This is a genomic window from Roseibium sp. JB4-4, from assembly GCF_055693425.1.
The window spans coordinates 2,848,344-2,872,398 of sequence record NZ_CM146333.1 but is presented as its reverse complement, the minus strand read 5'-3'; the positions used below and the strand labels follow the sequence as shown (position 1 = coordinate 2,872,398).

28 protein-coding genes, 1 tRNA gene and 1 pseudogene are annotated in these 24,055 nt (G+C 55.4%); 16 read left to right on the top strand and 14 right to left on the bottom strand.

The window, feature by feature from the left end:
• Positions 1-4 precede the first annotated feature (4 nt).
• The 4 genes from ACZ1HV_RS13425 to ACZ1HV_RS13410 all read right to left on the bottom strand — a co-directional run bounded on the left by ACZ1HV_RS13425 (position 5) and on the right by ACZ1HV_RS13410 (position 3,139).
• Entirely contained in the window at positions 5-370 is a 366-nt protein-coding gene (locus ACZ1HV_RS13425; RefSeq protein ID WP_298985058.1) for a LapA family protein, read from the bottom strand.
• A 64-nt stretch (positions 371-434) separates the two neighbouring features.
• A complete protein-coding gene (gene ihfB / locus ACZ1HV_RS13420) occupies positions 435-734 on the bottom strand; it encodes an integration host factor subunit beta (protein ID WP_298818917.1) in 300 nt (99 codons plus the stop codon).
• Positions 735-748: 14 nt separating this feature from the next.
• A complete protein-coding gene (gene sppA / locus ACZ1HV_RS13415) occupies positions 749-1,735 on the bottom strand; it encodes a signal peptide peptidase SppA (protein ID WP_152503905.1) in 987 nt (328 codons plus the stop codon).
• A 156-nt stretch (positions 1,736-1,891) separates the two neighbouring features.
• A complete protein-coding gene (locus tag ACZ1HV_RS13410; protein WP_298818921.1) occupies positions 1,892-3,139 on the bottom strand; it encodes an SLC13 family permease in 1,248 nt (415 codons plus the stop codon).
• 131 nt (positions 3,140-3,270) lie between these two features.
• Here ACZ1HV_RS13410 and ACZ1HV_RS13405 point away from each other — a divergent pair, with 131 nt between their 5' ends.
• Positions 3,271-4,500: an MFS transporter gene (locus ACZ1HV_RS13405; RefSeq protein ID WP_298818923.1), complete on the top strand. Its 1,230-nt coding sequence runs from the start codon at positions 3,271-3,273 to the stop codon at positions 4,498-4,500.
• A gap of 77 nt (positions 4,501-4,577) precedes the next feature.
• On the opposite strand, the gene ACZ1HV_RS13400 is transcribed toward ACZ1HV_RS13405, so the two are convergent.
• Positions 4,578-5,006 (bottom strand): FKBP-type peptidyl-prolyl cis-trans isomerase, encoded by a 429-nt coding sequence (locus tag ACZ1HV_RS13400; RefSeq protein WP_298962280.1) that lies wholly within the window; start codon positions 5,004-5,006, stop codon positions 4,578-4,580.
• Positions 5,007-5,379: 373 nt separating this feature from the next.
• Between ACZ1HV_RS13400 and ACZ1HV_RS13395 the strand changes: the two genes are divergently transcribed.
• The 6 genes from ACZ1HV_RS13395 to ACZ1HV_RS13370 all read left to right on the top strand — a co-directional run bounded on the left by ACZ1HV_RS13395 (position 5,380) and on the right by ACZ1HV_RS13370 (position 8,289).
• Positions 5,380-5,727, top strand: coding sequence for a helix-turn-helix domain-containing protein (locus ACZ1HV_RS13395; RefSeq protein WP_298962278.1), 348 nt, complete (start codon positions 5,380-5,382; stop codon positions 5,725-5,727).
• 199 nt (positions 5,728-5,926) lie between these two features.
• Positions 5,927-6,592, top strand: coding sequence for a hypothetical protein (locus tag ACZ1HV_RS13390; RefSeq protein ID WP_298962276.1), 666 nt, complete (start codon positions 5,927-5,929; stop codon positions 6,590-6,592).
• A gap of 205 nt (positions 6,593-6,797) precedes the next feature.
• Positions 6,798-7,286, top strand: a complete 489-nt coding sequence (locus tag ACZ1HV_RS13385) for a hypothetical protein (RefSeq protein ID WP_472718348.1) — start codon at positions 6,798-6,800, stop codon at positions 7,284-7,286.
• 17 nt (positions 7,287-7,303) lie between these two features.
• On the top strand, positions 7,304-7,513 hold the full coding sequence (locus tag ACZ1HV_RS13380) for a hypothetical protein (RefSeq protein ID WP_472718347.1): 210 nt from the start codon (positions 7,304-7,306) through the stop codon (positions 7,511-7,513).
• A gap of 68 nt (positions 7,514-7,581) precedes the next feature.
• Positions 7,582-7,989 (top strand): hypothetical protein, encoded by a 408-nt coding sequence (locus ACZ1HV_RS13375; RefSeq protein ID WP_472718346.1) that lies wholly within the window; start codon positions 7,582-7,584, stop codon positions 7,987-7,989.
• A gap of 45 nt (positions 7,990-8,034) precedes the next feature.
• Complete coding sequence (locus ACZ1HV_RS13370) at positions 8,035-8,289, top strand: hypothetical protein (RefSeq protein WP_298818935.1); 255 nt, start codon at positions 8,035-8,037, stop codon at positions 8,287-8,289.
• Positions 8,290-8,377: 88 nt separating this feature from the next.
• On the opposite strand, the gene rpsA is transcribed toward ACZ1HV_RS13370, so the two are convergent.
• The 3 genes from rpsA to aroA all read right to left on the bottom strand — a co-directional run bounded on the left by rpsA (position 8,378) and on the right by aroA (position 12,330).
• Entirely contained in the window at positions 8,378-10,075 is a 1,698-nt protein-coding gene (gene rpsA / locus ACZ1HV_RS13365) for a 30S ribosomal protein S1 (protein ID WP_152503900.1), read from the bottom strand.
• 276 nt (positions 10,076-10,351) lie between these two features.
• Entirely contained in the window at positions 10,352-10,978 is a 627-nt protein-coding gene (gene cmk, locus ACZ1HV_RS13360) for a (d)CMP kinase (protein WP_298818937.1), read from the bottom strand.
• Positions 10,975-12,330: a 3-phosphoshikimate 1-carboxyvinyltransferase gene (gene aroA, locus ACZ1HV_RS13355; protein WP_472718345.1), complete on the bottom strand. Its 1,356-nt coding sequence runs from the start codon at positions 12,328-12,330 to the stop codon at positions 10,975-10,977. The genes cmk and aroA overlap by 4 nt, the downstream gene beginning before the upstream one ends.
• A 315-nt stretch (positions 12,331-12,645) precedes the next feature.
• Here aroA and ACZ1HV_RS13350 point away from each other — a divergent pair, with 315 nt between their 5' ends.
• The 4 genes from ACZ1HV_RS13350 (at position 12,646) to ACZ1HV_RS13335 (ending at position 17,049) form a co-directional block, all read left to right on the top strand.
• Positions 12,646-13,041, top strand: a complete 396-nt coding sequence (locus ACZ1HV_RS13350) for a TIGR02300 family protein (protein WP_298818941.1) — start codon at positions 12,646-12,648, stop codon at positions 13,039-13,041.
• A 151-nt stretch (positions 13,042-13,192) separates the two neighbouring features.
• Positions 13,193-13,268 (top strand) — tRNA-Ala (locus tag ACZ1HV_RS13345).
• A gap of 471 nt (positions 13,269-13,739) precedes the next feature.
• A complete protein-coding gene (locus tag ACZ1HV_RS13340) occupies positions 13,740-15,065 on the top strand; it encodes a DUF2252 family protein (protein WP_472718344.1) in 1,326 nt (441 codons plus the stop codon).
• On the top strand, positions 15,055-17,049 hold the full coding sequence (locus ACZ1HV_RS13335) for a metallophosphoesterase family protein (protein WP_472718343.1): 1,995 nt from the start codon (positions 15,055-15,057) through the stop codon (positions 17,047-17,049). The genes ACZ1HV_RS13340 and ACZ1HV_RS13335 overlap by 11 nt, the downstream gene beginning before the upstream one ends.
• Positions 17,050-17,115: 66 nt before the next feature.
• Here ACZ1HV_RS13335 and ACZ1HV_RS13330 read toward each other — a convergent pair whose 3' ends face one another.
• From ACZ1HV_RS13330 to ACZ1HV_RS13310, 5 genes are all read right to left on the bottom strand, one after another.
• Entirely contained in the window at positions 17,116-17,361 is a 246-nt protein-coding gene (locus tag ACZ1HV_RS13330; RefSeq protein ID WP_472718444.1) for a DUF1190 domain-containing protein, read from the bottom strand.
• Between the two features lie 17 nt (positions 17,362-17,378).
• A complete protein-coding gene (locus ACZ1HV_RS13325; protein WP_472718342.1) occupies positions 17,379-17,687 on the bottom strand; it encodes a DUF1190 domain-containing protein in 309 nt (102 codons plus the stop codon).
• Between the two features lie 73 nt (positions 17,688-17,760).
• Positions 17,761-18,171, bottom strand: a complete 411-nt coding sequence (locus ACZ1HV_RS13320) for a DUF350 domain-containing protein (protein ID WP_298818949.1) — start codon at positions 18,169-18,171, stop codon at positions 17,761-17,763.
• 28 nt (positions 18,172-18,199) lie between these two features.
• Positions 18,200-18,844 carry a DUF2491 family protein gene (locus ACZ1HV_RS13315; RefSeq protein WP_298962246.1) on the bottom strand — a complete coding sequence of 215 codons (645 nt, stop codon included), beginning with the start codon at positions 18,842-18,844 and terminating at the stop codon, positions 18,200-18,202.
• Positions 18,825-19,880 carry an ion channel gene (locus tag ACZ1HV_RS13310; protein ID WP_298985042.1) on the bottom strand — a complete coding sequence of 352 codons (1,056 nt, stop codon included), beginning with the start codon at positions 19,878-19,880 and terminating at the stop codon, positions 18,825-18,827. The genes ACZ1HV_RS13315 and ACZ1HV_RS13310 overlap by 20 nt, the downstream gene beginning before the upstream one ends.
• A 164-nt stretch (positions 19,881-20,044) precedes the next feature.
• On the opposite strand from ACZ1HV_RS13310, the gene ACZ1HV_RS13305 reads away from it, so the two are divergent.
• The 5 genes and pseudogenes from ACZ1HV_RS13305 (at position 20,045) to hmuQ (ending at position 23,622) form a co-directional block, all read left to right on the top strand.
• The gene (locus tag ACZ1HV_RS13305) at positions 20,045-20,491 is read left to right on the top strand and encodes a YjfI family protein (protein WP_298818954.1); all 447 of its coding nucleotides are present in this window, start codon (positions 20,045-20,047) and stop codon (positions 20,489-20,491) included.
• A gap of 31 nt (positions 20,492-20,522) precedes the next feature.
• Positions 20,523-21,167 (top strand): annotated as a pseudogene (locus ACZ1HV_RS13300) (PspA/IM30 family protein); the annotation flags it as partial.
• 39 nt (positions 21,168-21,206) lie between these two features.
• Entirely contained in the window at positions 21,207-22,373 is a 1,167-nt protein-coding gene (locus ACZ1HV_RS13295) for a glutathionylspermidine synthase family protein (protein WP_472718443.1), read from the top strand.
• 16 nt (positions 22,374-22,389) lie between these two features.
• Entirely contained in the window at positions 22,390-23,220 is an 831-nt protein-coding gene (locus tag ACZ1HV_RS13290; RefSeq protein WP_472718341.1) for a TolB family protein, read from the top strand.
• An 87-nt stretch (positions 23,221-23,307) separates the two neighbouring features.
• Positions 23,308-23,622 carry a heme-degrading protein HmuQ gene (gene hmuQ, locus ACZ1HV_RS13285; protein ID WP_472718340.1) on the top strand — a complete coding sequence of 105 codons (315 nt, stop codon included), beginning with the start codon at positions 23,308-23,310 and terminating at the stop codon, positions 23,620-23,622.
• 81 nt (positions 23,623-23,703) lie between these two features.
• Here the strand turns inward: hmuQ and ACZ1HV_RS13280 are convergent, their stop codons facing one another.
• Positions 23,704-24,054 (bottom strand): carboxymuconolactone decarboxylase family protein, encoded by a 351-nt coding sequence (locus ACZ1HV_RS13280; protein ID WP_298985039.1) that lies wholly within the window; start codon positions 24,052-24,054, stop codon positions 23,704-23,706.
• Position 24,055 lies beyond the last annotated feature (1 nt).

The window sequence follows — 24,055 nt, the reverse complement described above, 5'->3', positions numbered from 1 at the left end:
GTGCTTAGGCCGCTGATCGGTTGCCCGGTCCTGGCAAACCCTTAACGCCGGCTGCCGGTTGTGCGGCGGTGTTCATTTCGCGGAGCTGGTCGGCTTCCTTGTGCCACTTGTCGGCTTCGCGGCGTTTGACGCGGGCTTCCTTGCGCCAGCGCCCCTGCTTGGCCCATGCCCCGAGGCCGCCGACCACAATGCCGACGGCAAGGCTGGCAAAAATCACCCAGAACAATGGAATGCCCTGAATGGTCATTGCTGGATCCTGCGGATCGAATGGATTCAGGGACAGGGAAACCGTGTGCCGGTTTGCGACTGAAAGCGGCACCAGAACCACTGCAATCACAAACAAAATCACATTCCTGATGAAACGGGTCACTTGGGTCTCCCGGAATTTTCCAAATCAGAACTTGATGTTAGATGGTCCGGTACCGGCAGCGCAATCAGTCGTCGCCGTGATCCACACCATCGTTCAATCGTATACGCATTTCTTTGCCGGTTTTGAAGAAGGGAACATATTTCTCGTCCACTTCCACTTTCTGGCCGGTGCGGGGATTGCGTCCGATACGGGCGGGGCGGTTCTTTACGGAGAATGCTCCGAAGCCACGCAATTCCACCCGATCGCCACGCATCAGAGCTTCCGTGACCTCGTCCAAGATGGCATTGACGATGTTTTCGACATCGCGCTGATACAGATGCGGGTTCTGCTCGGCGATATGCTGTACAAGCTCAGATTTGATCATGGAGAGCCCCTCGCTTAATGATTATTGTCTGCCGCGTCTGAAGCCTGCCAAACGGATACGAGCCCGTCAAGCGTAAGACCTCGAGGAATCAGCCCCTTAGCGTCATTAATGGGATTTAGAAGCGCGGATCCGATGCCTTTTCCGAATTCGCGGGAGATCCGGGACGAGAATGGCAACTCTTCAAGGTTTTCGTTTGCCTTCCAGGTGACAACCGGCAAATCCTTGGCAACACCTTTCTCGTCGACCAGCCAGGAGATGGCCTTGTCCTCACCGCCAATGGCGTCGACCAGCTTTTCTTCCACGGCTGTGTGGCCCGTCAGGATACGGCCGTCGGCAAGTTCTCTCGCCTTGGCAGGTGACAGATCGCGGCGTTCCGCGACGAGACCGACGAACCAGTCATAGGAGTCCTTAACCAGGCTCTGCAGCATGGCGCGGGCTTCAGGTGTTGTTGGCGAATAGAAATCCGGTTCGGCCTTGAGCGGGGCGCTTTTGACGGCCTCCATCTCGACACCGACCGTTTCCATCAGCTTCTGAATATTGCCGAACTGAAACAGGACACCGATCGAACCTGTGATCGTGTTGTAGCGGGCAACAATATGGTCCGAGGCAAGCGCAACCATATAGCCCGCAGACGTGCCGACCGTTCGTATTTCGGCGACGACAGGTTTCTTTTCCGACAATTCCCGAAGCGCCTGATAGAGCGCTTCGCCGCCGGTGGTGCTGCCACCTGGTGAATTGATTGATATGACCACGCCCTTGACGGCTTCCGCCTTGGCGATCCGCTCGATCATTTTCAGCGTCTTGCGATCTTCGATGATGACACCTTCGATCGGTATGCGGGCGATGTGGGCGCTTCGTTTGGAGAGACCGGATATTCCGGACACATAAACAAGGCCGCTGATCAGGGCCACGGCAATTACCACAAAGGTTGCCACCCGCCAGAAGGTTACCTTGCGCCGCAAACGACGTCTATCTACCAGCGCGTCAACATCAACTGACATGGAATTGGGGTCTCCGGATAAGATCGTATGAAACCAATAACCTAAATAGAGTGAGCGAACGAGCAATTGCAATTGCTTATCGCAACTTTCGCATCAGATTGCGGCGGTTTCGCGTAACGCGCGCGAAAATTGCCGCGAAGGGAAGCGGCACAGCTTCTAACCGGCAGCGTTTCGCACGAAGGCAACCCAGGCATAACAGACGATGAGAGAGAAGATCGTTACCGGCAGAACGTAGACGGTGAATTGCCAGAACTGAAAAGGTGCCACGCCATGTTTTTCAGCTTGCTGAACAATGATCACGTTGCTGGCAGCGCTGAGGATAAAGAGATTGCCGGCGAGCGTGGAAATGCCGGAAAGAAGCATCAAGGTCGCCGTCTCATGCCCCTCCAGAATGTTCAGGTAGATTTCCACCAGCGGAACATTTGAAAACACCTGGCTGCCGAAGAACGAAATGGAAGTGACCATCAACGGCTCACCCAGTTGGTCATGCCAGGGGCTTAGCCATTCCTGCAAGGCACCTGATTTCAGAACGGCGCCGGTCACAATGAACATGGACACGAAGAAAATCAGCGTATGCCAGTCCACTTCCTTGATCAGTTGAAACCGATGCGAAGAAAACACAAACAGCGGAATGGAGGCGATAAGGCTGAGGGCCCCAAGAGGAAGGTCGGGTAGCCAGTCCGTCTCATGCGCCAAGCTGTCGGTAATGACCAGGGCGCACAACAAACCGGTTGCCAGAAGGGCTGGCCATTGACGCATATTCTGTTCGTCCGGCGTGACGTTGGAAGGGGCGTCCCCCTTTGGCGCTTTGCCAAAGCAGTACCAAAACCACAAAAGCGTAAATCCGAGAGACAGCACTGCCGGTACCGCCAGCCACTCCAGAAACGTGCCGACCGCATTGTTGAAATGCCCATCGGCGACGATCAGCAGGTTCTGGGGATTGCCCACCGGAGAAAACATGCTGCCCACCGTGACGGAGACACATAGGGCAATGAGAGGCAAGGCCGCGGCGATATTGAGGCTCGCAGCGATTGCAATTGCGATCGGTGTTCCAATGGCGGCGGCCGCATCGTTGGTGAGCACAGCAGACACGGCGGTGACGAATAAAATGAAAAAGAGCAGGATCTGGGGAACTGAACGGGTATCTGCACAAATCCAATTGCTGACTTTCTCCGAAATGCCGGAGGCAAACAAAGCATGAGAAATGGCAAACACGCCGAAAAGATAAGCAATTACGTTCCAATCGATAGCCTTCAAGGCTTCAGAAGGTGAAATAGTCCCGGTTATTAATAGAAATATTGCGCCAAAGGTCATGATCATCCAGATCTTCAGCCAGTCTGGAAGCCATTGTCGTACTGCAATCAAGAAAAATACAAATATAGATACAATTAAACTCAAAGGCATCTAATCCATCCGAATTTGTCGAACTGCCTACACTATTATGCTATTTCGAGATGTATTCAATTGCTTTACTAATTTCTGCTTGTGATGGATGGTGACTACGTTAGGCCCCTCTCATTTCAAAGGCTGGTAGCATGCAGTTGAACAGACCGTTGCTTGGAGTGAATTTTTTTGCGGGCGACGTCGTCGGCGGGATTGGGCCTTACCTGGCGATCTATCTGCTTTCCTTGCAGCACTGGTCTCCCGGTTCAATCGGGTTTGCCCTGGCAGCCGGCAGCATTGCGACCGTCGTAATGCAGTCCCCGGCCGGTGCGATAGTCGACAGCGTAACGTGGAAACGGACACTTTTGATCGGCTGCGCGATCGCCATTGCAATCAGCACGCTCGGTATCCTGGCTTTCAACGATGCCTTTGCGGTCTATACCGCACAGATCCTGATCGGGTCCGCGTCGGCATTTCTGGGGCCACTTATTGCGGCGGTTACTCTTGGTCTGGTCGGTCATGCCTATTTCACGAGGCAGACAAGTGCAAACCAGGCCTGGAACCACGCTGGCAACATGATCGCTGCGGTCCTGGCAGCCATACTCGCGCTGACTTGGTCACCGCTCGGCGTATTCTGGCTCGTGGCAGCCATGGCTTGCGGCATGATCGTATGCGCCCTGCTGATCAATAGGAACGAAATCGATCATGAACTGGCGCGCGGAGGTGTGGCTGAAGAAAAAATCGGTTCCGGTAACCCGGAAGGTATTTTGAGCCTTTTCGAAGACAGGCGGCTGCTTGTTTTTGCCATCTGCATTTTCCTGTTCCACTCAGCCAATGCCTCCATGTTGCCGCTCGTCAGTCAGAAACTGTCGTCCAACAGTGACGCGCAACACGGCATCGCCTTCACGGCGGCCTGTGTGATTGCCGCCCAGCTCGTGATGATCGTCATGGCGATCTTTTGCGGTAAGAAAGCAGATGTCTGGGGCCGCAAACCCTTGCTGCTGATCGCGTTTCTTGTGCTGCCTGTTCGGGGCATTTTGTTCAGTCAATTCGACAACACCTACGCGCTCGTTGCCATTCAGGCTCTCGATGGCGTTGCCAACGGTATATTCGCGATGGTGTTTCTGCTGGTTCTTGCAGATATCACCGCGGGAACAGGCCGCTTTAATTTCGCGCAAGGCGTCCTTGCAATGTTGATCGGAATTGGCGCATCGCTTAGCAATATTGCAGCCGAGTACATCGTTCAGTTCACGAGTTATACCGTCGGTTTTTTGACCCTTGCTGCAACCGCGAGCGTCGGCCTTGTCATCTATGTCGTGTTCATGGAAGAAACACTGGTGAAAGAAAAGCAGGCCGAACCGGACCCTGCGCCCGCCCAATAGGATGATCATTTGGGCTTTCACAAGAAAAAGCCCGCTTGATCGCGGGCTCAAGATTTTCAAGCGTGAGTGTGTCTGGCCTAGTTTATCCCGGTAATCTGGATTTCGAAGGTCAGGTCTTTGCCGGCCAACGGATGATTGGCATCCAGGATTACTTCCGCTTCGCCTACCTCCACCACGGTTACTGTCATCATCTGGCCGTTTTCGGTCTGCGCCTGTAGTTGGAGACCGACTTCCAGAGGCACATTTTCAGGAATATTCGAACGCGGTACAGCTTGCCGGGCATCCGGGTTGACCGGGCCATAAGCATCTGCAGCTGCAATATTGACGGTCTTTTCATCCCCCACTTTCATGCCCGGTATGGCGCGATCGAGACCGGGAATGATCTGGCCGGAGCCAACCGTAAACTCCAGGGGCTCTCTGCCTTCGGAGCTGTCGAACACGGAACCGTCGTCAAGTGTGCCCTTGTAGTGAAGGCGAACCGTGTCGCCGCTTTTGGCTTCGGTCATGATGCGTTTCGCAATTCTGTCTGGGGGTGAGTTTTGAGGCCGCAGCTTGCCGGCGGGTGCTCGTCGTGCAATGCAGCCTAAAGCAGGCAATATAAAAGTCAAAGTGCACCGAGCGACTGAAAGAGCCTCGTCTGACCAGTTGGATGTTGCCGCATGCTCTTGCCACGGCGGACTATCAACCAAGTCGCGACGGGTAGCTCGGCAGAAAAGATGACCAGTGTGTGGCTCTAAGTATTTCAATGAGAATTCTATAGATATTCTTTGATACTGTAAAAACTGTCGAGCAGAACACTTTTTAAGTGTAGTACATGAAAATTTGTCAAATATAAGTTGTGTCCTTCTAGTCTTCTCCACTTTGTAAAGGGGTTGGGGAATGGGCTCTCATGAAATTGACAAGGAGCGAGGTAAGCGCCTCAGGCAGGCGATGCTTGTGCGTGGACATCGAAAGGCTTTGGCCCTTGCTGTTGAACTCAATATTTCGCCGGCAGCGATTACGAAATGGAAGCAGGGCCATGCAATGTCGGTCGGGAATGCCTGCAAATTGGCGCGTTCTCTCAATGTTTCACTTGATTGGCTTCTCTTGGGTCGCAATGGCCCGGATTGGGTGCAGCCAAATCAGATGAGTGCCCTTGAGTCTGATCTTGTCGAGAGTTCGAGGGCGCTCCCGATTAGGGTTGCAGAGCTGCTTGTTGAGTTGCTCTCCGAGATCCAGAGAAGGTGATCAGTGCGCATCCAAAGTTCAACCAGTGGTAAATTTAATTGGATTTCAAAACCACAAGTAAACAACTTTAGATAGAAAAAGACTCTCTTATGGGTCAGCATATTCCTGAGAGGAAGTTTCCATTATTGTAGTTTAGTTAAATAAAAATTTTGGAAGTGAAAAAATCCTCTCAATAAAATTAATGTAACAGGAGATTGTAATGTCTACTCTTCTAACAATTAATGTCAAAAATCTAGAATCGGCAACGCAAGGATTCTATTTCTTTCAGCAGCCTGCAGTTTATACGGGTGGAGGAGAGGTTTATAGCAACAGCCTCTATGCGCAGAGCCTTGGCAACTATAGTCAAACAGGGTCGATTCTGACATTCCAGGTAAATATGCAGTTCTATGCCGGAATTCAGGAGGCGCACAGCACCCCCAAGGTTGGCCAGTCTTCAGGCTTTTCCTCAGCAAGTCGGGCAATCGATCTTGCACCTGCATCCGGTTCTGCAAACGACTGGACGACAGCATCGGTCAGTCCTTTGGGATTGACACAGCCAACATCAGGGACAGGCGTTCAGCCGGGAGCCTTCCGCATCACGACGCCGACTTATTCTCCTCCTGCCATCTACAACGTTGGCTCCGCTGTAGAAGTCAATGGCGGTATCACACTGTCGAACTTCGTCGTAGCCAATCCCAACAACAACACGGATTGTCAGCCTATCCTGAAGTACTACGTGCAGACCGGTGACTTCACTCCCGGAACGGTTATGAACTTCACAGCCTCAAGCGTAGATGCTGCCATCTGTGACTTCACCGGCGGTCACTCGATCATCGACGTCACACTGAATTCGAACGGTACCTGGGTGACGGATATCGTCAAATAACCCTTGATACGTTCTTGGTGTTGACGGCGTGAGTGGTTCGTTCTTCCTGTCCGGTCTGCTCACGCCAGCCTAATTCAAGTCAATTTCGCGAAAATAGCAGTTCGCCTTCCAAGGCAAGGGACGGCGCGTTCCACCGACGGTCGGCTCAGATCGAAACGCGAAATGCTTCCCCGTTGCATGGATAGCAAGCCTGAAGGCAGCGACAATGACCGCTCAATATCAAATCATAGTTCAAAACCTTTCCAGCCAACCGGCGGACTTTTACGCTTTCCAAGATCAGGCAACGTTTCAAAATGCCGGTTCCCCGGCCAGCATCAAATCAAGTTGTCTGGCAGGCAGTTCATTAGCGCCTCACGCGACCTCCGGGTCACAGCTGAAATTCAGTTTTGATAAACAGGTTTATGCCGGCGCCATTGGTATTGGGGCAAACGAGGCCGTCACGCGCTTCAATGCGAGGATCTCTCTGGATACGACCGAAAGTGTGGGCATCCAGACTTCCGCGGCTCAACCCATTAGCCTTACACCGTTGGCAGCGGGTCAAAAGGCCGACAACTACTCGACAATGAGTTTGAACCCGCTTGGGCTCTCGACCCCTATTGAAAAGCAAGGTCTGCCGGGCGGTTACTTCGGAGTTGAGATACCTGTTTATACACCGTCGCCAACGCCGGAACTTTTTGCGGGTGCGCAACGATAAACCAGAACGGCACCATAGTGCTGTCAAGCTTCGTTTCTCCGCATCCCAACAGCCAGCTCTATTGTGCGCCAGTCTCCAAGTACTTTGTCAAAGTTGGGGACTTCGAGGTCGGGGCCGTTGTTCCGTACGACACCTCTCATGCAGCAACCTGTGATTTCACTCTTGGGTATCAGGTCATCAAGGTGGTCTACAATCCAGACGGCACTTTCACCACAACAGGCAGCTGAGGGACCTCCGTCGCCCGGAGCGCTCCACTATGCGCTCACCAGATGCCTCAATTAAAAGGACGACGACAATGCTGAAGTTCAAAAACGGAAAACCGCGTCTCCATTTCAGAAGAGCGCGTGTGTCTTTGTTGGCGGTGGCAGCTTGGGTTTGTGGGTTGTTAGCCGTGCCCGTTTCCGCCTCCGCGCAATTGGCGTTCTCGGCAGACTGCCGGGATTTCCAAGCAATCCCGGTCGTGGCACCTAACGACGCCATTCTGTTTTCCAAGCACCCGGCGCCACATCCGGACGGTACCGCAACCGTTTTCGCCATCAATGGCCTGGAGAATTATGTCGTACCCAATGGGTTCAATTCCTGCGTCGTTGCCGCGCCGGCTGCCAATGACAGCTACTGCTTCCATGCACGCAGTGACAACACGATCGATCAGGTCGGGTTTCGCGCAATTCGAGATCCAGGTGGACTTACACCTTGCCAATAATCAGCTGCAGAGCGTTCGAAGCGCTCCTGAAGGGAGAAACGTCAAATGCCCTATATTTTGAAAACCTATGAAACTGGGACAACCTTGTCACAAACATCGGATGCACCACAAGCGACGGGAGGTTTCGAGGAATACGCCCAAGCCGGTTGGGTCCCTGCGGCAGCTGGATTGGGACTTCAGCGCGATGGTGTCTACCGCCTAGATGACCCGATGCCGGGCGGTGTAAAGCGCAAGATAAGGATCGTTGCGATTGGAGCCGGCTTGAATGCTTTCACCTATGTTCGTGACGGTGTTGCCTGACCGGTGTCACAGAAAGTTCTTGCTTGAAAAAAAGCCCGGCATCGCTGCCGGGCTTTTCCGTTTCTGGTCCTGAAAGTGACCGGAAAATTTAGTCGTCTGTTTGCTGCTTCAGAGCAGCACCCAGGATATCGCCGAGAGATGCGCCGCTGTCGGACGAACCGTACTGAGCAACAGCTTCCTTCTCTTCTGCGATTTCCAGAGCTTTGATCGACGCTGCAACCTTGCGGGTCTTCTTGTCGAACTGCGTGATGCGTGCATCGAACTTGTCGCCGACAGAGAATTTCTCAGGACGCTGGTCCTCGCGGTCACGGCTGAGATCAGCGCGACGTACGAAGGCTGTCAGGTCGCTGTCCGCGATCTTGACTTCCAGGCCACCGTCTTTGATTTCGATGACTTCACAAGTGACGACAGAGTTCTTGCGGATCTCGCCGGCAGCACCGGATTCCATCGGGTCGCCGGTGAGCTGCTTGATACCGAGTGAGATACGCTCTTTCTCAACATCAACATCCAGAACGACGGCCTTGACCATGTCGCCCTTCTTGTACTCTTCGATGACCTGCTCGCCCGGACGGTTCCAGTCGAGATCGGACAGGTGCACCATGCCGTCCACGTCGCCGTCGAGGCCGATGAACAGACCGAATTCGGTCTTGTTCTTGACTTCGCCTTCGACATTCGTGCCGACCGGGAACTGTTCAGCAAACGCATCCCACGGGTTCTGCAGGGTCTGCTTGAGACCGAGCGAGATGCGGCGCTTGACCGGATCGACTTCCAGGATCATCACTTCGACTTCCTGAGAAGTGGAAACGATCTTGCCCGGATGGACGTTCTTCTTGGTCCAGGACATTTCTGAAACGTGGATAAGGCCTTCGATGCCCGGCTCCAGTTCCACGAATGCACCATAGTCGGTGATGTTGGTCACGCGGCCGGTGAACTTGGCTTCGATCGGGTATTTGGCTTCGATGCCATCCCACGGATCGGTCTCAAGCTGCTTCATGCCGAGGCTGATGCGGTGCGTTTCCTGGTTGACGCGGATGATCTGCACCTTGACGGTCTGGCCAATGGTGAGAACTTCCGACGGATGGTTGATGCGGCGCCACGCGATGTCGGTGACGTGCAGCAGACCATCGATGCCGCCGAGGTCGACGAACGCACCGTAATCGGTGATGTTCTTGACCACACCTTCCACGGTATGACCTTCTTCCAGGCTCTGGACCAGCTCGGAGCGCTGCTCCGCACGGGTTTCTTCCAGAACGACACGGCGCGATACGACGATGTTGCCGCGACGCTTGTCCATTTTCAGGATCTGGAACGGCTGAGGCGTATGCATCAGCGGGGTCACGTCGCGAACCGGGCGGATGTCCACCTGGGAACGCGGCAGGAAGGCAACAGCGCCATCCAGATCGACGGTGAAGCCGCCTTTGACCTGGTTGAAGATCTGGCCGTTGACTTTTTCGTTGGCTTCGAAGGCGACTTCTAGGCGAACCCAGCTTTCTTCGCGGCGGGCTTTTTCGCGCGATAGAACGGCTTCGCCAAGAGCGTTTTCGACACGCTCCAGGTAAACTTCAACTTCGGTCCCGACGCCCATTTCGCCGTCGCGGCCCTTAGCGCCGAATTCCTTCAGCGGCACACGGCCTTCAACCTTCAGGCCGACGTCGATGACGGCCAGGTCTTTTTCGATAGCAACGACGGTGCCTTTGACAACAGCACCTTCGTAAAGGTCGTTCTGGACGAAGGACTCTTCGAGAAGAGCCGCAAAATCCTCGGTTGAGGGATTAAAATCAGTCAAGTCTTTCTCCTGGCGCCAGTTGGCGCACCGCCGGCGGGTTGGTGTTGCACTCCGGATTGGCCTTCTCCCGGGATCGCGTACTCGCTGATCCTTCCGCTTACAAGAAGCGGGCCGGCGGGGCAGGAGCCGGAAAATCCGGTCTCGTCACAGGGCGCGGTTTTGGCTGCGTCCTGCCGAAATCTCTTAAGTGTTCCTTTTAAGAACCTTTGGCCTTTCAGCCTGTCTGTTCCGGATGCACGAACAGGGGCGCACCAAAGGTGAACCCCACATTGCTACCTAGCAATCCTTGGCACGGGACACGATATCCACAGCTGCCTGGAACGCGGTCTCTATATCCATTTCTGTCGTATCAAGCAAGACCGCATCTTCCGCTTGTTTCATTGGTGCGACGGTTCTTTGGCTGTCACGTTCGTCGCGGCGCTTTAAATCATCCAGAACAGAGGCGTAATTGGCGTCTTGGCCCTTGGAAATCATTTCGTCGGTGCGCCTGCGCGCGCGCGCTTCTGGCGAGGCAGTCACAAAGAGCTTCACCGACGCGTCGGGACACACGACCGTGCCGATGTCGCGCCCGTCGAGCACGGCACCCGGTGGTGTTTCGGCAAAGCGGCGCTGCAGATTGACAAGTTCTTCGCGCAGGCCGCCCAAAACCGCTATGCGAGATGCGGCTTCACCGATTTCATGCGCGGACAGGACGCTCTTGTCCATTTGCGCAAGATCCAGGTTTTGGGCGATCTCGATTGCAATCGCTTCATCGCCAAGCGGCAGACCCTTGGCAAGCAAGGCGGCTGCAACTGCCCGATAGGTCAGGCCAGTGTCCAGGTGTCTCAGGCCAAGATGGTCTGCAAGCCTCCGCGAAAGAGTGCCTTTACCGGACGCCGCCGGCCCGTCGATGGCAATGATCATGCGGCCTCGCTGGCATTGTTGGACAGCGTGGCACCCAAATCTTCGAACAGCGTCGTGAATGTTGGAAAGCTGGTCGCAATCACGGCGCCGTCGTCGACAGTCACCGGCTTGTGAGCCGCCATACCGAGAACGAGGAATGCCATGGCTATGCGATGGTCCAGATGTGTCGTGACTGTTCCGCCGCCAATTGCGTTGGAGCCTCCCGTCACTGTCAGCGTGTCTTCCGTTTCGACGCAAGGTATGCCATTGGCTTCCAGCCCACGCGCAACAGCCGCCAACCGGTCAGATTCCTTGACGCGCAGTTCTTCAAGCCCGGGCATGAACGTGTCCCCTTCAGCGAAAGCCGCGGCGATTGCAAGAACAGGGTATTCGTCGATCATCGAGGGTGCCCGGTCGGCGGGCACGGTAATGCCCTTCAGCAAGCTGGCCTTCACACGAAGGTCTCCGACCTCCTCACCTCCAGTTTCGCGCTTGTTAACGATCTCGATGTCGCCGCCCATCTCGATCAGTGTTGTGATCAGACCGGTGCGGTGTTCGTTCAAAAGAACGTTCTCAATGGTGACATCGGAGCCCGGGACAATCAGGGCTGCGACAAGTGGAAAGCCTGCAGAGGACGGGTCACCCGGCACGTCAATGTCCTGGGGTTTCAATTCAGGCTGTCCCTGAAGCTTGATCACCCGTTCGCCATCGTCATTCAGCGACACGCTGATCTGGGCGCCGAACCCTTTCAGCATCTTTTCCGTGTGGTCGCGCGTTGCGATCGGCTCGATAACCGTTGTCTCGCCAGGCGCGTTGAGACCGGCCAGCAAGACGGCGGATTTCACCTGAGCGGATGGCATCGGCACACGATAGGTGATGGGCATTGCCAGCTCCGCGCCTCGGATCGACGCCGGCAGACGGTCGCCATCGCGGGCTATGACACTTGTCCCCATGTCGCGCAATGGATTGAGGACCCTGCCCATCGGTCGCTTCGACAAGGATGCGTCGCCGACGAAGGTGGCGGCAATGTTATGACTGCCGAAGATACCCATGGTCAGGCGTACGCCCGTGCCCGCATTGCCGAAGTCGATAACGTTTTCCGGTTCCAGCAGACTGCCAAGGCCGATTCCGTCGACCGTGTAACGGCCATCGTCATGTTTTTCGATTGTCGCACCGACTGCGCGCATGGCGTCGGCTGTTGCCAGAACATCTTCTGATTCAAGAAGCCCTGTGACCGTTGTTCGGCCGACAGCAAGCGTTCCGAACATCAAAGATCGGTGGGAGATGGATTTGTCGCCGGGCACCCGGATGGTGCCGGTCAGGGGGCTGCCTGAGCTGGTTGTGAGGGGCGCAGGCGCGTTGTTATGTGACATTTTCAATGTCCGCGGATTGGATCGGTTGTCAAAAGGTGCCACGTCCTATCACGCGAATGCAGCTTCGTCATCTTTTCCCATGCGATTCACAGTTAAGGACATTCCGTGCGCCCGATCACTGTTGCCAGGCAGTTGCGCATGACAAAAAAGCGAGTGGGGAAAACCGGGCTGACGCTTGAAATTTTCCCGACAACATGCAGAACAATGGGTCAACGAACATTTTTCTATCGATTTGCCTTTGACAGCGAAACGGCTTGCAGCTATGGGGCTGCCCACCAATTCAAGTCGGCTAAATTAAAACGAAGGGTAAGCACAGTGGCAAAACCTGAACTTGGCACAAAGCGGCTGTGCCCGAGCTGCGGCGCAAAATACTACGATCTCAATCGGGAACCGGTTACGTGCCCGAAATGCGGTACCGTTTTCGAAGCGGTGATGACCTCTCGTGCGGCCAAGGCGGCCAAGGTTGAGGAAAAACCGGAAGAAGAAGAAGAAGAAGACGCTGCCGCACCGGAAATCGTGACCCTGGAAGAAGCGGATGCGGAAGCGGAAGGTTCTGACGACGAGGATGTGCCGGATATCGACGATACCGACGTTGATCTCGAGGAAGACGACGACGACAGCAGCGACGATGTTTTCATCGACGACGAAGATGAAGACGACGAAGCCGTGCCAGGTATTCGTGTCGAGATAGACGAAGATACCGACCGGTAACTAACTGATTTAGAAAAGATTTCGGCCTGCGCTTGTAAATCGGTGCAAGCCGAAGCCTGATCGGCGATTTTCTGCTTGATCTTGTGGGGCGGTGTGACTATGTTCCGCCCCCATCAGCGCCGGGTTCCCAGCCTGGACGCACTTGGAACATGGGGCCATAGCTCAGCTGGGAGAGCGCTTCGCTGGCAGCGAAGAGGTCAGGGGTTCGAGCCCCCTTGGCTCCACCATTCCTTCACAACCCATCTTCATTGAAGTTCCCAGAAGTCCTCTAAGGCACGTTTGCACCTGGAAAACGTTTGCGTTTATCGCGCCGACGAAACCGTTCTGCATTCCTGGTGGCCGTCAGGTCATAGGCCACAAGCGGAGAGGATCCAAGGCCCTATATGGACCCCCTGCGCCGCAAATAGCTTTTGCCGATCGACCGGCAATGCCGACAAGCCGGCGAACACGGCAGATCTGTTCTGACCAATGGTGCGAAGGCCTTGCGGGCTGGTACCGGCGCCGTTCCCTTTTTCTGATTTGCACTGCTGCCGCCTGGGGCGCACAACAAGACTGTTTGTCACCGATTGTATCAGCCCGGTTGCCAGCGCGATGTTGCAAACATATGTGAGATTGCCAGAGAGACTTTCGGAACCGGACCGGCAACCAGTTGCACCTTGCAATCAAGGCATCGAATGAACGCGCGCAGAAAACGTCAATTGTTGATTTCAAAGGAGCTTCGGCGCATTGACGGGGCAGCGCCGGATTCGCGGCCTGTGCTGGCAAAACATGTCAAAATGGCCGCCTCGCCGTTTCAATTCCTGCGCGGCGCTTCTCAGCTTTATTATGCCGACCTTTCCTTTGGAAATCTCAGACTGCCAAATGCACTTCTTGACGTGCCTCTGACGCGTATTGTCGGCGACTGTCATTTGGCGAATTTCGGCTTCCTTACCGAAAATGGCAGCTACGGAGACACGGTGATCTGGGCACCCAACGACTATGATGATGCCGCTACGGGGCATGCTGCCTTCGACTTGCTGAGATTTTGTGTCTCGCTATTTTTGGTTGCAGATTTTCTGGAGGGTCTCGTTGCGGGGCGTTATCGCAGCGAGAAGAGGTTCAAAAACAAAACGCCACCGACCTGGAAGGATGCGGCAGGAGCATCAGAGCGCTTTCTCAAGTCGTATCGCAAAGCGCTGGGCCAGATCGTGAAGGACACCGACAAGCGGGACGAGGCATTGAAACGTTTCGCCAAGGGGCACTTCTTGAAAAAACCTATCTGTAAGGCGCAAGCGAGATCTGCGGGCGGCAAACATTTTGAGAAGAAGTCTTCTGTTGCCAAATTGACGAAGAGAACAGCAGCCGGGTTTCGTTTCGATCCTTCATCAGACAAGCTTGCAGAGGTCGCTCCTGTCCTTGCGGGTGAACTGAGGCAAGTGTTCGGGCCACATCTCGATGATGATGTTCTGGATGTCGCAAGGCGCATCGGGGCCGGGACCGGTTCGCTCAGTGTCGAGCGTTACTATTTTCTGGTTGGGCCGGACGCGGCACCTGACGCCGAGACTTTCAGGGAAACCCATGTCGTTGAGGTAAAGCAACAGAGAGAAGCTGCGGTGATCCACCATTTTCCGGATCTGTCGCCTGTCAACCGGATGAACCCGGCGCATCTGACTGTGGACTGTCAGCGCCGCATGATGCGCCGTCCTGATCTGGTGCTGGATGAAGTTTATTGGAGCGGTTTGCACTGGCTCGTACGCTCGCGCCATCACGCAAGACTGACGGTTGATCCAGAGGACCTGTTGCGCACAAGGAAACCTGCCAAAGCGCTCAAGGATTATGCAGAGGCCTGTGGTGTCGCACTGGCGCGAACGCATTCTCGCGGCGATCGCCGCTCGGTGCGCTACGAGCGGGCTATGGCGTCGGCATTGAAGACCTCTAGGAAGGAGTTGATTGCGCTTGCAAGAAAATACGCTGGTCAGACCAGACAGGATTATGCGTTGTTGTTGAAGATGGTAGGGGCACACGGAGACGCATATGCAACCTGAGAAGGGCCTTCCCGCAGTTTTGGCAGGCCCGATTCTGCGTAAGGTCACACCGGACAGTGTGGCCATCTGGCTGGCAGTGCGCGCATCTGCCCGTGTGAAGCTGGAGCTGCAGGCTGAAGCCGAAGAGGCGATGGAATTTATCCTGACACCTGGCACCGAGGAGCTTTCCTGCATATGCGCGGGCGAAAGGCTGCACTATCTCCTGATAGACGTGCCGATCGACACACCCTTGCCCGCTGAAACATGGATCAGCTATCGCCTTAGCCTTGAACTTGAAGACGATCCGGAAAGTGGCTGGCAGGATCACACGATCTGGGCACCGGATCTCACCTATCCGGGCGTCAGTCGTCCCGGGTTCATGGTGCCCCAAAGGATCAAGTCCTTGCTGCATGGGTCATGCCGCAAACCGCACAGCGAAGCCGGCGATGGCTTGGTCGCAGCCGATGCCCATTTGAAAGCGCGCCTTCCGACCAGCGAGACCCCTGGTACGAATGAAGAAGGCTGGCCATCGCTATTGGTCATGAGCGGTGACCAGGTCTATGTGGATGACGTGGCCGGACCGATGGTGCAGGCGATCGGGGCACTTGCTCAAAAGCTTGGTCTTCACGACGAAACCTTGAGCGGTCTTGATACCGGACTTCCCGACTCTGGCCATGCCTTGCATGCTGCCGGCGGTTATCTCTATCGCCGCGACGGGCTGCTGCCAAAGATCGATCAGAACGCAAGGGTGTTCGACGTTCTCTTCGGCGGCACGAGCAAACCGATCTTCACTTCCCTGCACGCCCGCAATCATCTCTTCACGCTGGCGGAAATGCTGGCCATGTATTTGCTGGTCTGGTCGCCGGCCGTCTGGAAGGACATGCCGGAGTTCCAGGCACCTGAAGGATTGAGCGACAAGGAAATGAAGATGTACGCGGAGGAAACGGAGACCTTGAAGGCCTTCGTTGCCGACCTCCCGGCCGTAAGGCGGCTGATGGCCCACCTCCCGACTGCAATGATTTTCGACGATCACGATGTGACTGACGATTGGAACCTGTCGCTTGCCTGGGAACAGGCAGCCTATGGGCATCCGTTGGCTCGTCGGGTGATCGGCAACGCGATTATCGCCTATTCGCTGAACCAGGGCTGGGGCAATTGTCCGCAAACCTTCCGCAATACCCAGGAAGCGTTTGTGCGCGACGCATTGGCTGACCCGGGATCGGACCGCCACGATGCAGCAATCACGGCACTCTTGGCTCTTGAGGAGTGGGACTATCAATGGCAAACCGATCCGCCTTTGATCGTCCTGGACACGCGCACCCGCCGCTGGCGTTCGGAGCGCAATTCACATTATCCCTCCGGCTTGCTGGATTGGGAAGCGGCAACGGATCTTCAGTCTCACCTGCGCGGCAAGAACTCGGTCCTCCTGGTGTCCGCTGCGCCGATTTTCGGCGTCAAACTCATTGAAGCTGTGCAGAAATTCTTCACCGTTATCGGCAAACCGCTGATGGTTGACGCGGAGTATTGGATGGCGCACGCGGGAACGGCGGGCGCTATCTTGAATGTTTTCCGGCATCGCAACACGCCCAAGCATTTCGTGATCCTGTCCGGTGACGTCCACTATTCATTTGTCTACGACGTTGAACTGCGTCAGGTGACGCCAAGCCTGAATGGCGATGAACCGGACAGTCCTCAGATTTGGCAGATCTGCAGTTCCGGTATCAAGAACATCTGGCCGGAAAAGCTGATCCGTGTTTTCGACTTCTGCAACAGGTGGGCCTTTGCCCCGCGATCACCGCTCAACTGGTTCACCAAACGCAGAGGGATGCGCGTCATTCCGCGCAAGCCGGTAGGGACCCCGCATGGACAGCGGATCTTGAACGCTTCCGGGATCGGACTGGTCGAACTTGACGAAACCGGTGCCCCGACCTCCATCTGCCAGCTTACGGCCGATGGCAGAAAGGTGCCGTTTGAGCGGCGCGAGAAGGAGGCGAGGCTGGATTAGACTCGCACCGGCCTCGTGGCCGGGCGGACATCAATCCAACCCCTTGCCTCAAGATGCGGGAATGAACTATCCGCCTCTGGAACCGGAACTGGACCGGCTGCCGAAACCGCCACGCGAAGCCACCGAAGTTCTGGTCTGTACTCTTGCGGCCTTGGGCGGTGTCTTGACGGCATCGTTATATGTACGCCAGCTGCCGCCGCCGTAACTGCCGACATAGTATCCGCCGGATGTGTAATAGCGCCTGCTGCCACGCTCCGGATAGACGGGCCGCACATTGTTCATGAGAGCCTGACTGGCAACAGCGCCTGTCAGGCCGGCAAGAGCTCCGGTTACGAAATAGCCGGAAGGTTGCGGCGAATAAAATCGCTGCCGCTCGCCGATTCATAAAGGCAGGAATTGTTGCCGTGCTGTTCGTCGCACAGGTTGACCGTGTTGTAGCGTGGTCCCGAGGTCTGGTGGATTTGCTTGCCGGCCGAAATGACCTGGGTGCAGACTTCATCTGGAACAAAGCTGTCGGTGACGCACTCTTCCTCGGTCTTGTAGACGCGGCCTTCAAGATCCGGTTCATCGGAGCAGCTGGCAAGAGTTACTGATGTCGTTGCCATGACCACCAGCTTGATCGACTTGGAGCGTTTCATGAGTTTTCTCCCGACCGTCAAATCGGTCTGATGCAATTTGGACAATTGTCGCGGATACGTTCGTCCAGGATTGTCAGTAGGTGATGCAGGCTGCGTTCAGGAGGCCGACAGTGATCGAAATGGCAGCGAGCTTAATGCTGATTGCAATTTCACCTCGTTCAATACGGTCGGTGATCTTTGGATAGAAGCGCCGGAAAATCTGATAGACGACGAGCTGCGCGATACACGCAATAATGCCCCAGATGATGAAATCGACAATGTTCAGCGAGTTCGCCGCAGCGCTGGCGAGCGGCAACGAGAAACCGACAAATGCCGCGCTGAAGACGACCGATGCCGAAACGTTGTTTTCCTTGATCAGGGCCATTTCGTCATGCGGTGTCATGGCGGTGTAGATTTTCATGAAAATCAACAGCATTGCGATTGCTGCGGCGAAATAGGCGATAAAGGGAAGAATGCCTGCGAGGGACGCCTGAAGGTCGGCCATTTTGGTCTCCACTGAAGTCAGAAGTGAATTAAACTGAAAAATTATGCCGTTCGAGGGGAAAGCCGATCATGAACGCAATACTGCGTTCCGCATTGTCCGGCTCCTCCATATTGATAAGAAGCATTTCGTCGCGGCCGTCTTTCAAGCCGCGTGCATACAACATTGCAGTTTGGAAGATGCGCCTGCGACCGCTGCCAGATCGGTCGTCGCAGACTTCCTCCCAATAGGTCATCGGGTCTTCCGGGCCGGTCGAAGTATCGAACCAGGCGCGCTCGTACCGATGATTGCCGTTTTCGCCCTCCAATGTGTAACTGTTCTGGCGAATAGCCTGTTTCAGGCGGTTCCATTCCTGATCGCCTGAAGGATATTGCACATCATAAAAGTACCAGAGCATTATTTCATCGACCCGCTCGTCGCTTTGGCCGTCACCTCCCTGAAACTGGATCAGGAACCGATCGTCATCAGGATAAAAGCGGTGCATGTGTGACTGTTCGCCAAGGTCGCAATGGCCCTGTGCGGTGATCATGAGCGTTGAATCTGGTCGTTCGATCAGGCTGTCTTCCGGCAGCAGGCGGAGCGCAATCGGGTCGAATGTAATGCCGCGGCCGACTGTCAGTCCGAGCACTTCGGGAGGCTGCCATTCTTTGTTGCGCTTAAACAGTGATCCGAACATCGGTTCCCTCCAGCCCGGCACTGATTTCATTTGCGCTGAGCCGTTTGTTGGCAAGGTAGTAGACCGATCCACCGGACTTCAGGCTATCCGGGAAGGGCCGGAATACGAAGTTTTTGTCCTCGGGTTGAGAGATCGCAATCAGAGTTCCTTCTGATCCCGCGAGAGCCTTTTCCAGGATCCCGGTTGCCATCGGGTTGTCCGCTTCGACAATGGCTGAATAAATCGTCGCGCCGAGGCCTGCAGTCGACAGGGCCATCAGAATTTCGCCGGCACCAGGGTCTTGCGCTGCGCGCACCAGAGCTTCGCAGGCATTGGAGACCACTGGTTCGATATTGGCCAGCTTGCCCGCCCGTTTTGCTGTGTCCCTGTCTTCGAAATAAGCCGCGATATGGACGACTTCGTTCAGCTCTCGAATGGCCAGACAGGTGTTGAACGTTTCCGCGTCCGTCGCCGCATAGACCAGCACCTTTTGCGATCCGGTAATGGCAGCGCGGCGCAATGACTGAAGCGCATCCAGACGTTCTGCTCTGACAAAGCGGACGCCCTCCGGCACTTCGACGTTCTTTTCGCTTGCAAGAATGATGATCTTTTCGTCGCCATCCTGGCCCGCGACCAGGTTCTCCACCATGAGGGGGGTCTTGTCCCGGTGATAACCAACGATGACGGTGGCGTTCTGAATACGTTCGTAGTTACCGTTTCCGTCAGCCATACGCCTCACTCCTTCCACAAGCATGCCTGTCAGCCGGCCGAGAACTGCAGAGAATATCAAAAGGGCCCCCGGAAAAAACCAGAAGGCGGCAACCATGCGTCCCGCTCCGGTCTCCGGTGAAAGGTCACCATACCCGACTGTCGAAGCGGTCGTGGCGGCGAAATAGATAAAAGTCAGTGGATTGCTGGTCAGTCCCGCTTCGCCTGCAAGGAAAAACAGGAGCCAGGAGATCAGCAGATATCCGCAAATCAGTGTCGACAGCAGCCAGAGCTTGAGCTCCAATATATGCTGATAAAGTCGTGATATGACGAGTTGCAGTAGTGGCACAGCGCGCTAATTGCCCCCGCTTGTGTTTGGCCCATAATGTGACGAGAGGGACGCTGGTTGTCAAACGCGCAGGCCAATCTGAAAAACCGCTTGAAACGGTCTGGTTTCACTTCTACTTGTTCGATGCTGGGAGTGGACCCGGTGAAAAATCTGGAGGCGATTGGATGAACGCACGGCAGACCCCCTGGACATTGCAGGAACTCAAGGACGCGCTCGAAGCGTCGGAGTCATTCGCAGAAGGTGAGATCAGCTGCAAGATCAACGAAGCACAATCGGACGTTCTTGAGGTTCAACTCCGCTCCGCAGGCGAAATCACACTTTTCCTGACCCTTGGAGAGACCCAGATCCTGACATCGACGGTGCTCTGGCCGCGCGACGCACAGGACAATCCGGGCGCATTCGAGGCGATGATGCTGCGCAATCACAAGAAGCTTCTGCCGCTATGCGCGCTCTCCATCGATGTGGTTGACGGTCGCGAATACTATGAACTGTTCGGAGCCATGTCGGTCCGCTCGACGCTGGATTCCGTCGAAACGGAGCTGCGCACGATTTCAAACAGTGCGCTTGAACTCGCCGCCGAAGTCGGCCCCAAGGTCAGCGCTGCAATTTAAAGCCGTTTCATCAAGCAAGGATATCTGGAACATGAGTGTTTGGGGCAAATTGATCACTGCGTTCAAGGGCCATGCCAATGACGCGGCCGAATCCATTCAGGATGCGAACCTGATGACAATCCTGGAGCAGGAAGTTCGCGAGGCCAAGCAGGCGATTTCTGCGGCCAAGGACGAGAAGGCCCGCATGGTGGCCAACCGCAAACTGAAGGAAAAATCGGTCGCTGAATTGATGACCGAGATTGAACGTCGCACCGAAGCTGCGCGCACCGCGAAGGCGCAAGGCGACGAGCCATTGGCGGTTCAGATCATCGAAAGCATCCTGAAATTGCGTGACAAGGCCGAGTCCGATCAGGCCCTGTTTGATCAGTACAAGTCCACCGAAGAGCGTATGGACAGCACCATCCGCCAGTCGGAAAACAAGATCGAGACACTTCAGCGCAAGATGGAAAGCGCCAAAGCAAACGAAGCTCTGATCAAGGCGCAAAAAGCTGCGTCCACGAATACCACTGCCTCTGACGGAAAACTGGCAAGCGCCGTCGACAGCCTTTCCAGGCTCGAGCAGCGTCAGGCCGAGCAGCAGGCTATTCTGGAAGCAGCTGACGAGGAAGCCCGGCTTGAAAGCGGCGCTGACCTGGAAGCAAAGATCAAGGCCTTGGAAAACCCTCAGCGCAATGACGTTCAAGCGCTGCTGGAAAACTCTGATCCGCCATCTGAAATGAAACGGTTAGAGCTTCCCGAAAGACCCGGTTGGAAAGAAGAGGCTGAGAAGCTCGGCTTCGGCTTTCACACCATGTATGGCGCGCCTTACTGGGATGAAAGCAGGGCCTATTCGTTCTCGCTCAAGGAGATCGAGGACGATATTGAGGATCCCTCGCAAGAGCTATATGGCATGTGCCTGGAGCTTGTGGATCGGGTCGTTCGGGATGATGCGCTTCTACAGAAGATCGCGATACCGCAGGACTACCGGTCCTGGATCCGACAATCCTGGGAAGCCGAAACGCCTTCGCTCTATGGTCGTTTCGACTTCTTTTATAACGGCACGGGTCCGGCAAAACTGCTCGAGTTCAACGCGGACACCCCCACGGCTCTTTATGAGACCGGTTTCTTTCAATGGATGTGGCTGGAAGAACAGATCAAGGCAGGCGTGCTGCCGGAAGACACCGATCAATTCAATTCGGTGCAGGACCGTTTGATTGAGCGGTTCGCGTCCATGTTCGCGCCGGGATTCCATATTCATTTCGCCTCCTCGAAAGACCAGGACGAGGACCGTGCGACGGTTCGCTATCTGGAAGACTGTTCAAAGCAGGCAGGACTGATCCCGCATTTTGTCGCGGTTGAGGAAATCGGTGTTGACGAGCAGGGACGGTTCGCAGACAGCGACGCTTTTGTCATCGATGCACTGTTCAAGCTTTATCCTTACGAAGACATGTTCCGTGAGGATTATGGACCGTATTTGCCAGGCGCTCCCGTGCAACTGATTGAACCTCCGTGGAAGGCGATACTTTCAAACAAGGCAATTTTGCCGCTCCTGTGGGAAATGTTCCCTGAGCATCCCAATTTGCTGCCGTCCTTCTTCGAGGGAGAAGCCGACGACGCGTTTTTGGCGGGGCCGCATGTTCGCAAGCCGTTTTTCAGCCGCGAGGGTGCCAACATTACCCTGCGCGGGCTCGGCGATGAGGAGTTGACGACACCGGGAGCCTATGGCGCTGAGGGGCATATTCTCCAAGCTTACACGGAGCCCCCGAAGTTCGGGGATGACTACGCGATGATCGGTTCCTGGATCGTTGGTGGTCAGGCTTCAGGCATTTGTATCCGTGAGGACCGGCATCCGATCACGCAGGATCTTTCGCGCTTTGTGCCACATGTGATCCAGGAAAACTGACGCGTGGGAGCGGGTATTGAAGAGCATTGTTGCAACGTTTGATATCGCGACCGGCAGCGAAACCATTATTCTTGAGGCCGAGCGCCACCTGGAAGCACCAAACTGGTTGCCCGACGGTGACACGCTGGTGGTGAACGGGAACGGTCGTCTCTACCGACTGCCAATTGGCGCGCCTTCACTCATTGAAATCGATACCGGATTTGCAACGGCTCTCAACAACGATCACGGTTTGTCGCCTGACGGGCGATTGCTTGTCATCAGTGATGCATCCCGAACGCCCGAAAGCTGCATCTATACGCTTCCGGTCGGTGGCGGTCTGCCAGTGCGTGTAACATCGAAAACGCCCTCGTATTGGCATGGATGGGCACCCGACGGCCGGACCCTGGCTTTTGTCGGCAAGCGCGAACAAACGCGTGGCACTTTCCAGGTGTTTACATGTTCGGTCACCGGTGGTGAAGAAACGCAGCTGACAAGAGACTTCGACCATTGCGATGGCCCGGATTATGCGCCGGATGGCAATTGGATCTGGTTCAACGGTGAAAAAGACACCGATGTACAGCTTTGGCGCATGCGACCGGACGGATCGGAGCTTCAACGAATGACGGCAGATGAACGGGTCAATTGGTTTCCGCATCCTTCGCCCGACGGCCAACATGTCGTCTATCTCGCCTATGAAGCGGGAACGTCAGGCCACCCGGCCAACAAGGATGTGGAACTGCGTCTGTTACCAGCCGGGGGTGGAACACCCAAGACACTGCTCGGACTTTTTGGCGGACAAGGGACGCTGAATGTTCCCTCCTGGGCACCGGACAGTCGCCGGTTCGCTTTTGTCAGATATGAATCTTGAGGGGCAACACGCGCTCAAATAACTTGAATTTTGGAGTCATATTTATTATTCGAGCGGCACCACGAAATTCGAACCCGGAGAGATAATATGTTCATCGCCATGAACCGTTTCGCTATCAAGAACGGTCTGGAAGACGCTTTTGAAACGGTCTGGCGTGAGCGGGATTCAAGGCTGAATGACGTCCCCGGATTTCAGAAATTCCATTTGTTGAAGGGGCCCGAGGACGAAGAAATGGGCACCACGCTTTACGCGACTCATACGGTCTGGAACAGCCGTGAGGACTTCGTCAACTGGACCAGGTCGGAGCATTTTCGCGCAGCTCATAAAAACGCAGGCACAAACAAGGGCCTTTATGTCGGCCATCCTCAGTTTGAAGGCTTTGAACCGATCCTGAGTGAATGAAACTGTGGCCTCTTAGGGGGCTTTCGAATAAAGGAGGTGCGCAGTTCCGTGCACCTCCAAACCGCTAGTGCATACGGTTCGTCAGCTGCCTTCGCCAAGGCCGTCAAATGCCGCCAGTGCTTCGGCTCCATAAATCATTGAAGGGCCGCCGCCCATATAGACGGACACGCCAATGACTTCGAGGATCTCGTCGCGGCTTGCGCCAAGGCGAGCCGCCGCGCGGGCATGATAGGCTAGGCAGCCGTCGCAGCGCGCAGTAATGCCGATGGCAAGCGCAATCAGTTCCTTTGTCTTTGCGTCGAGTGCGCCGGGTGCGGTGGCAGCCTTGGCAAGTGCGCCAAATCCTTTGGCAACCTCAGGCACGCCTTTGCGAACTGCCGCCATGCGCTCGTCCGTTTGCGCGACAAAAGCTTCCCAATTGGATACGGCCATC

Excerpts from the sequence above, each read along its gene's own strand:
- ihfB (WP_298818917.1), bottom strand. The coding sequence starts at position 734 with ATGATCAAATCTGAGCTTGTACAGCATATCGCCGAGCAGAACCCGCAT.
- sppA (WP_152503905.1), bottom strand. The coding sequence starts at position 1,735 with ATGTCAGTTGATGTTGACGCGCTGGTAGATAGACGTCGTTTGCGGCGC.
- ACZ1HV_RS13410 (WP_298818921.1), bottom strand. The coding sequence starts at position 3,139 with ATGCCTTTGAGTTTAATTGTATCTATATTTGTATTTTTCTTGATTGCA.
- ACZ1HV_RS13405 (WP_298818923.1), top strand. The coding sequence starts at position 3,271 with ATGCAGTTGAACAGACCGTTGCTTGGAGTGAATTTTTTTGCGGGCGAC.
- ACZ1HV_RS13400 (WP_298962280.1), bottom strand. The coding sequence starts at position 5,006 with ATGACCGAAGCCAAAAGCGGCGACACGGTTCGCCTTCACTACAAGGGC.
- ACZ1HV_RS13395 (WP_298962278.1), top strand. The coding sequence starts at position 5,380 with ATGGGCTCTCATGAAATTGACAAGGAGCGAGGTAAGCGCCTCAGGCAG.
- ACZ1HV_RS13390 (WP_298962276.1), top strand. The coding sequence starts at position 5,927 with ATGTCTACTCTTCTAACAATTAATGTCAAAAATCTAGAATCGGCAACG.
- ACZ1HV_RS13385 (WP_472718348.1), top strand. The coding sequence starts at position 6,798 with ATGACCGCTCAATATCAAATCATAGTTCAAAACCTTTCCAGCCAACCG.
- ACZ1HV_RS13375 (WP_472718346.1), top strand. The coding sequence starts at position 7,582 with ATGCTGAAGTTCAAAAACGGAAAACCGCGTCTCCATTTCAGAAGAGCG.
- ACZ1HV_RS13370 (WP_298818935.1), top strand. The coding sequence starts at position 8,035 with ATGCCCTATATTTTGAAAACCTATGAAACTGGGACAACCTTGTCACAA.
- cmk (WP_298818937.1), bottom strand. The coding sequence starts at position 10,978 with ATGATCATTGCCATCGACGGGCCGGCGGCGTCCGGTAAAGGCACTCTT.
- aroA (WP_472718345.1), bottom strand. The coding sequence starts at position 12,330 with ATGTCACATAACAACGCGCCTGCGCCCCTCACAACCAGCTCAGGCAGC.
- ACZ1HV_RS13335 (WP_472718343.1), top strand. The coding sequence starts at position 15,055 with ATGCAACCTGAGAAGGGCCTTCCCGCAGTTTTGGCAGGCCCGATTCTG.
- ACZ1HV_RS13325 (WP_472718342.1), bottom strand. The coding sequence starts at position 17,687 with ATGAAACGCTCCAAGTCGATCAAGCTGGTGGTCATGGCAACGACATCA.
- ACZ1HV_RS13320 (WP_298818949.1), bottom strand. The coding sequence starts at position 18,171 with ATGGCCGACCTTCAGGCGTCCCTCGCAGGCATTCTTCCCTTTATCGCC.
- ACZ1HV_RS13315 (WP_298962246.1), bottom strand. The coding sequence starts at position 18,844 with ATGTTCGGATCACTGTTTAAGCGCAACAAAGAATGGCAGCCTCCCGAA.
- ACZ1HV_RS13305 (WP_298818954.1), top strand. The coding sequence starts at position 20,045 with ATGAACGCACGGCAGACCCCCTGGACATTGCAGGAACTCAAGGACGCG.
- ACZ1HV_RS13295 (WP_472718443.1), top strand. The coding sequence starts at position 21,207 with ATGAAACGGTTAGAGCTTCCCGAAAGACCCGGTTGGAAAGAAGAGGCT.
- hmuQ (WP_472718340.1), top strand. The coding sequence starts at position 23,308 with ATGTTCATCGCCATGAACCGTTTCGCTATCAAGAACGGTCTGGAAGAC.
- ACZ1HV_RS13280 (WP_298985039.1), bottom strand. The coding sequence starts at position 24,054 with ATGGCCGTATCCAATTGGGAAGCTTTTGTCGCGCAAACGGACGAGCGC.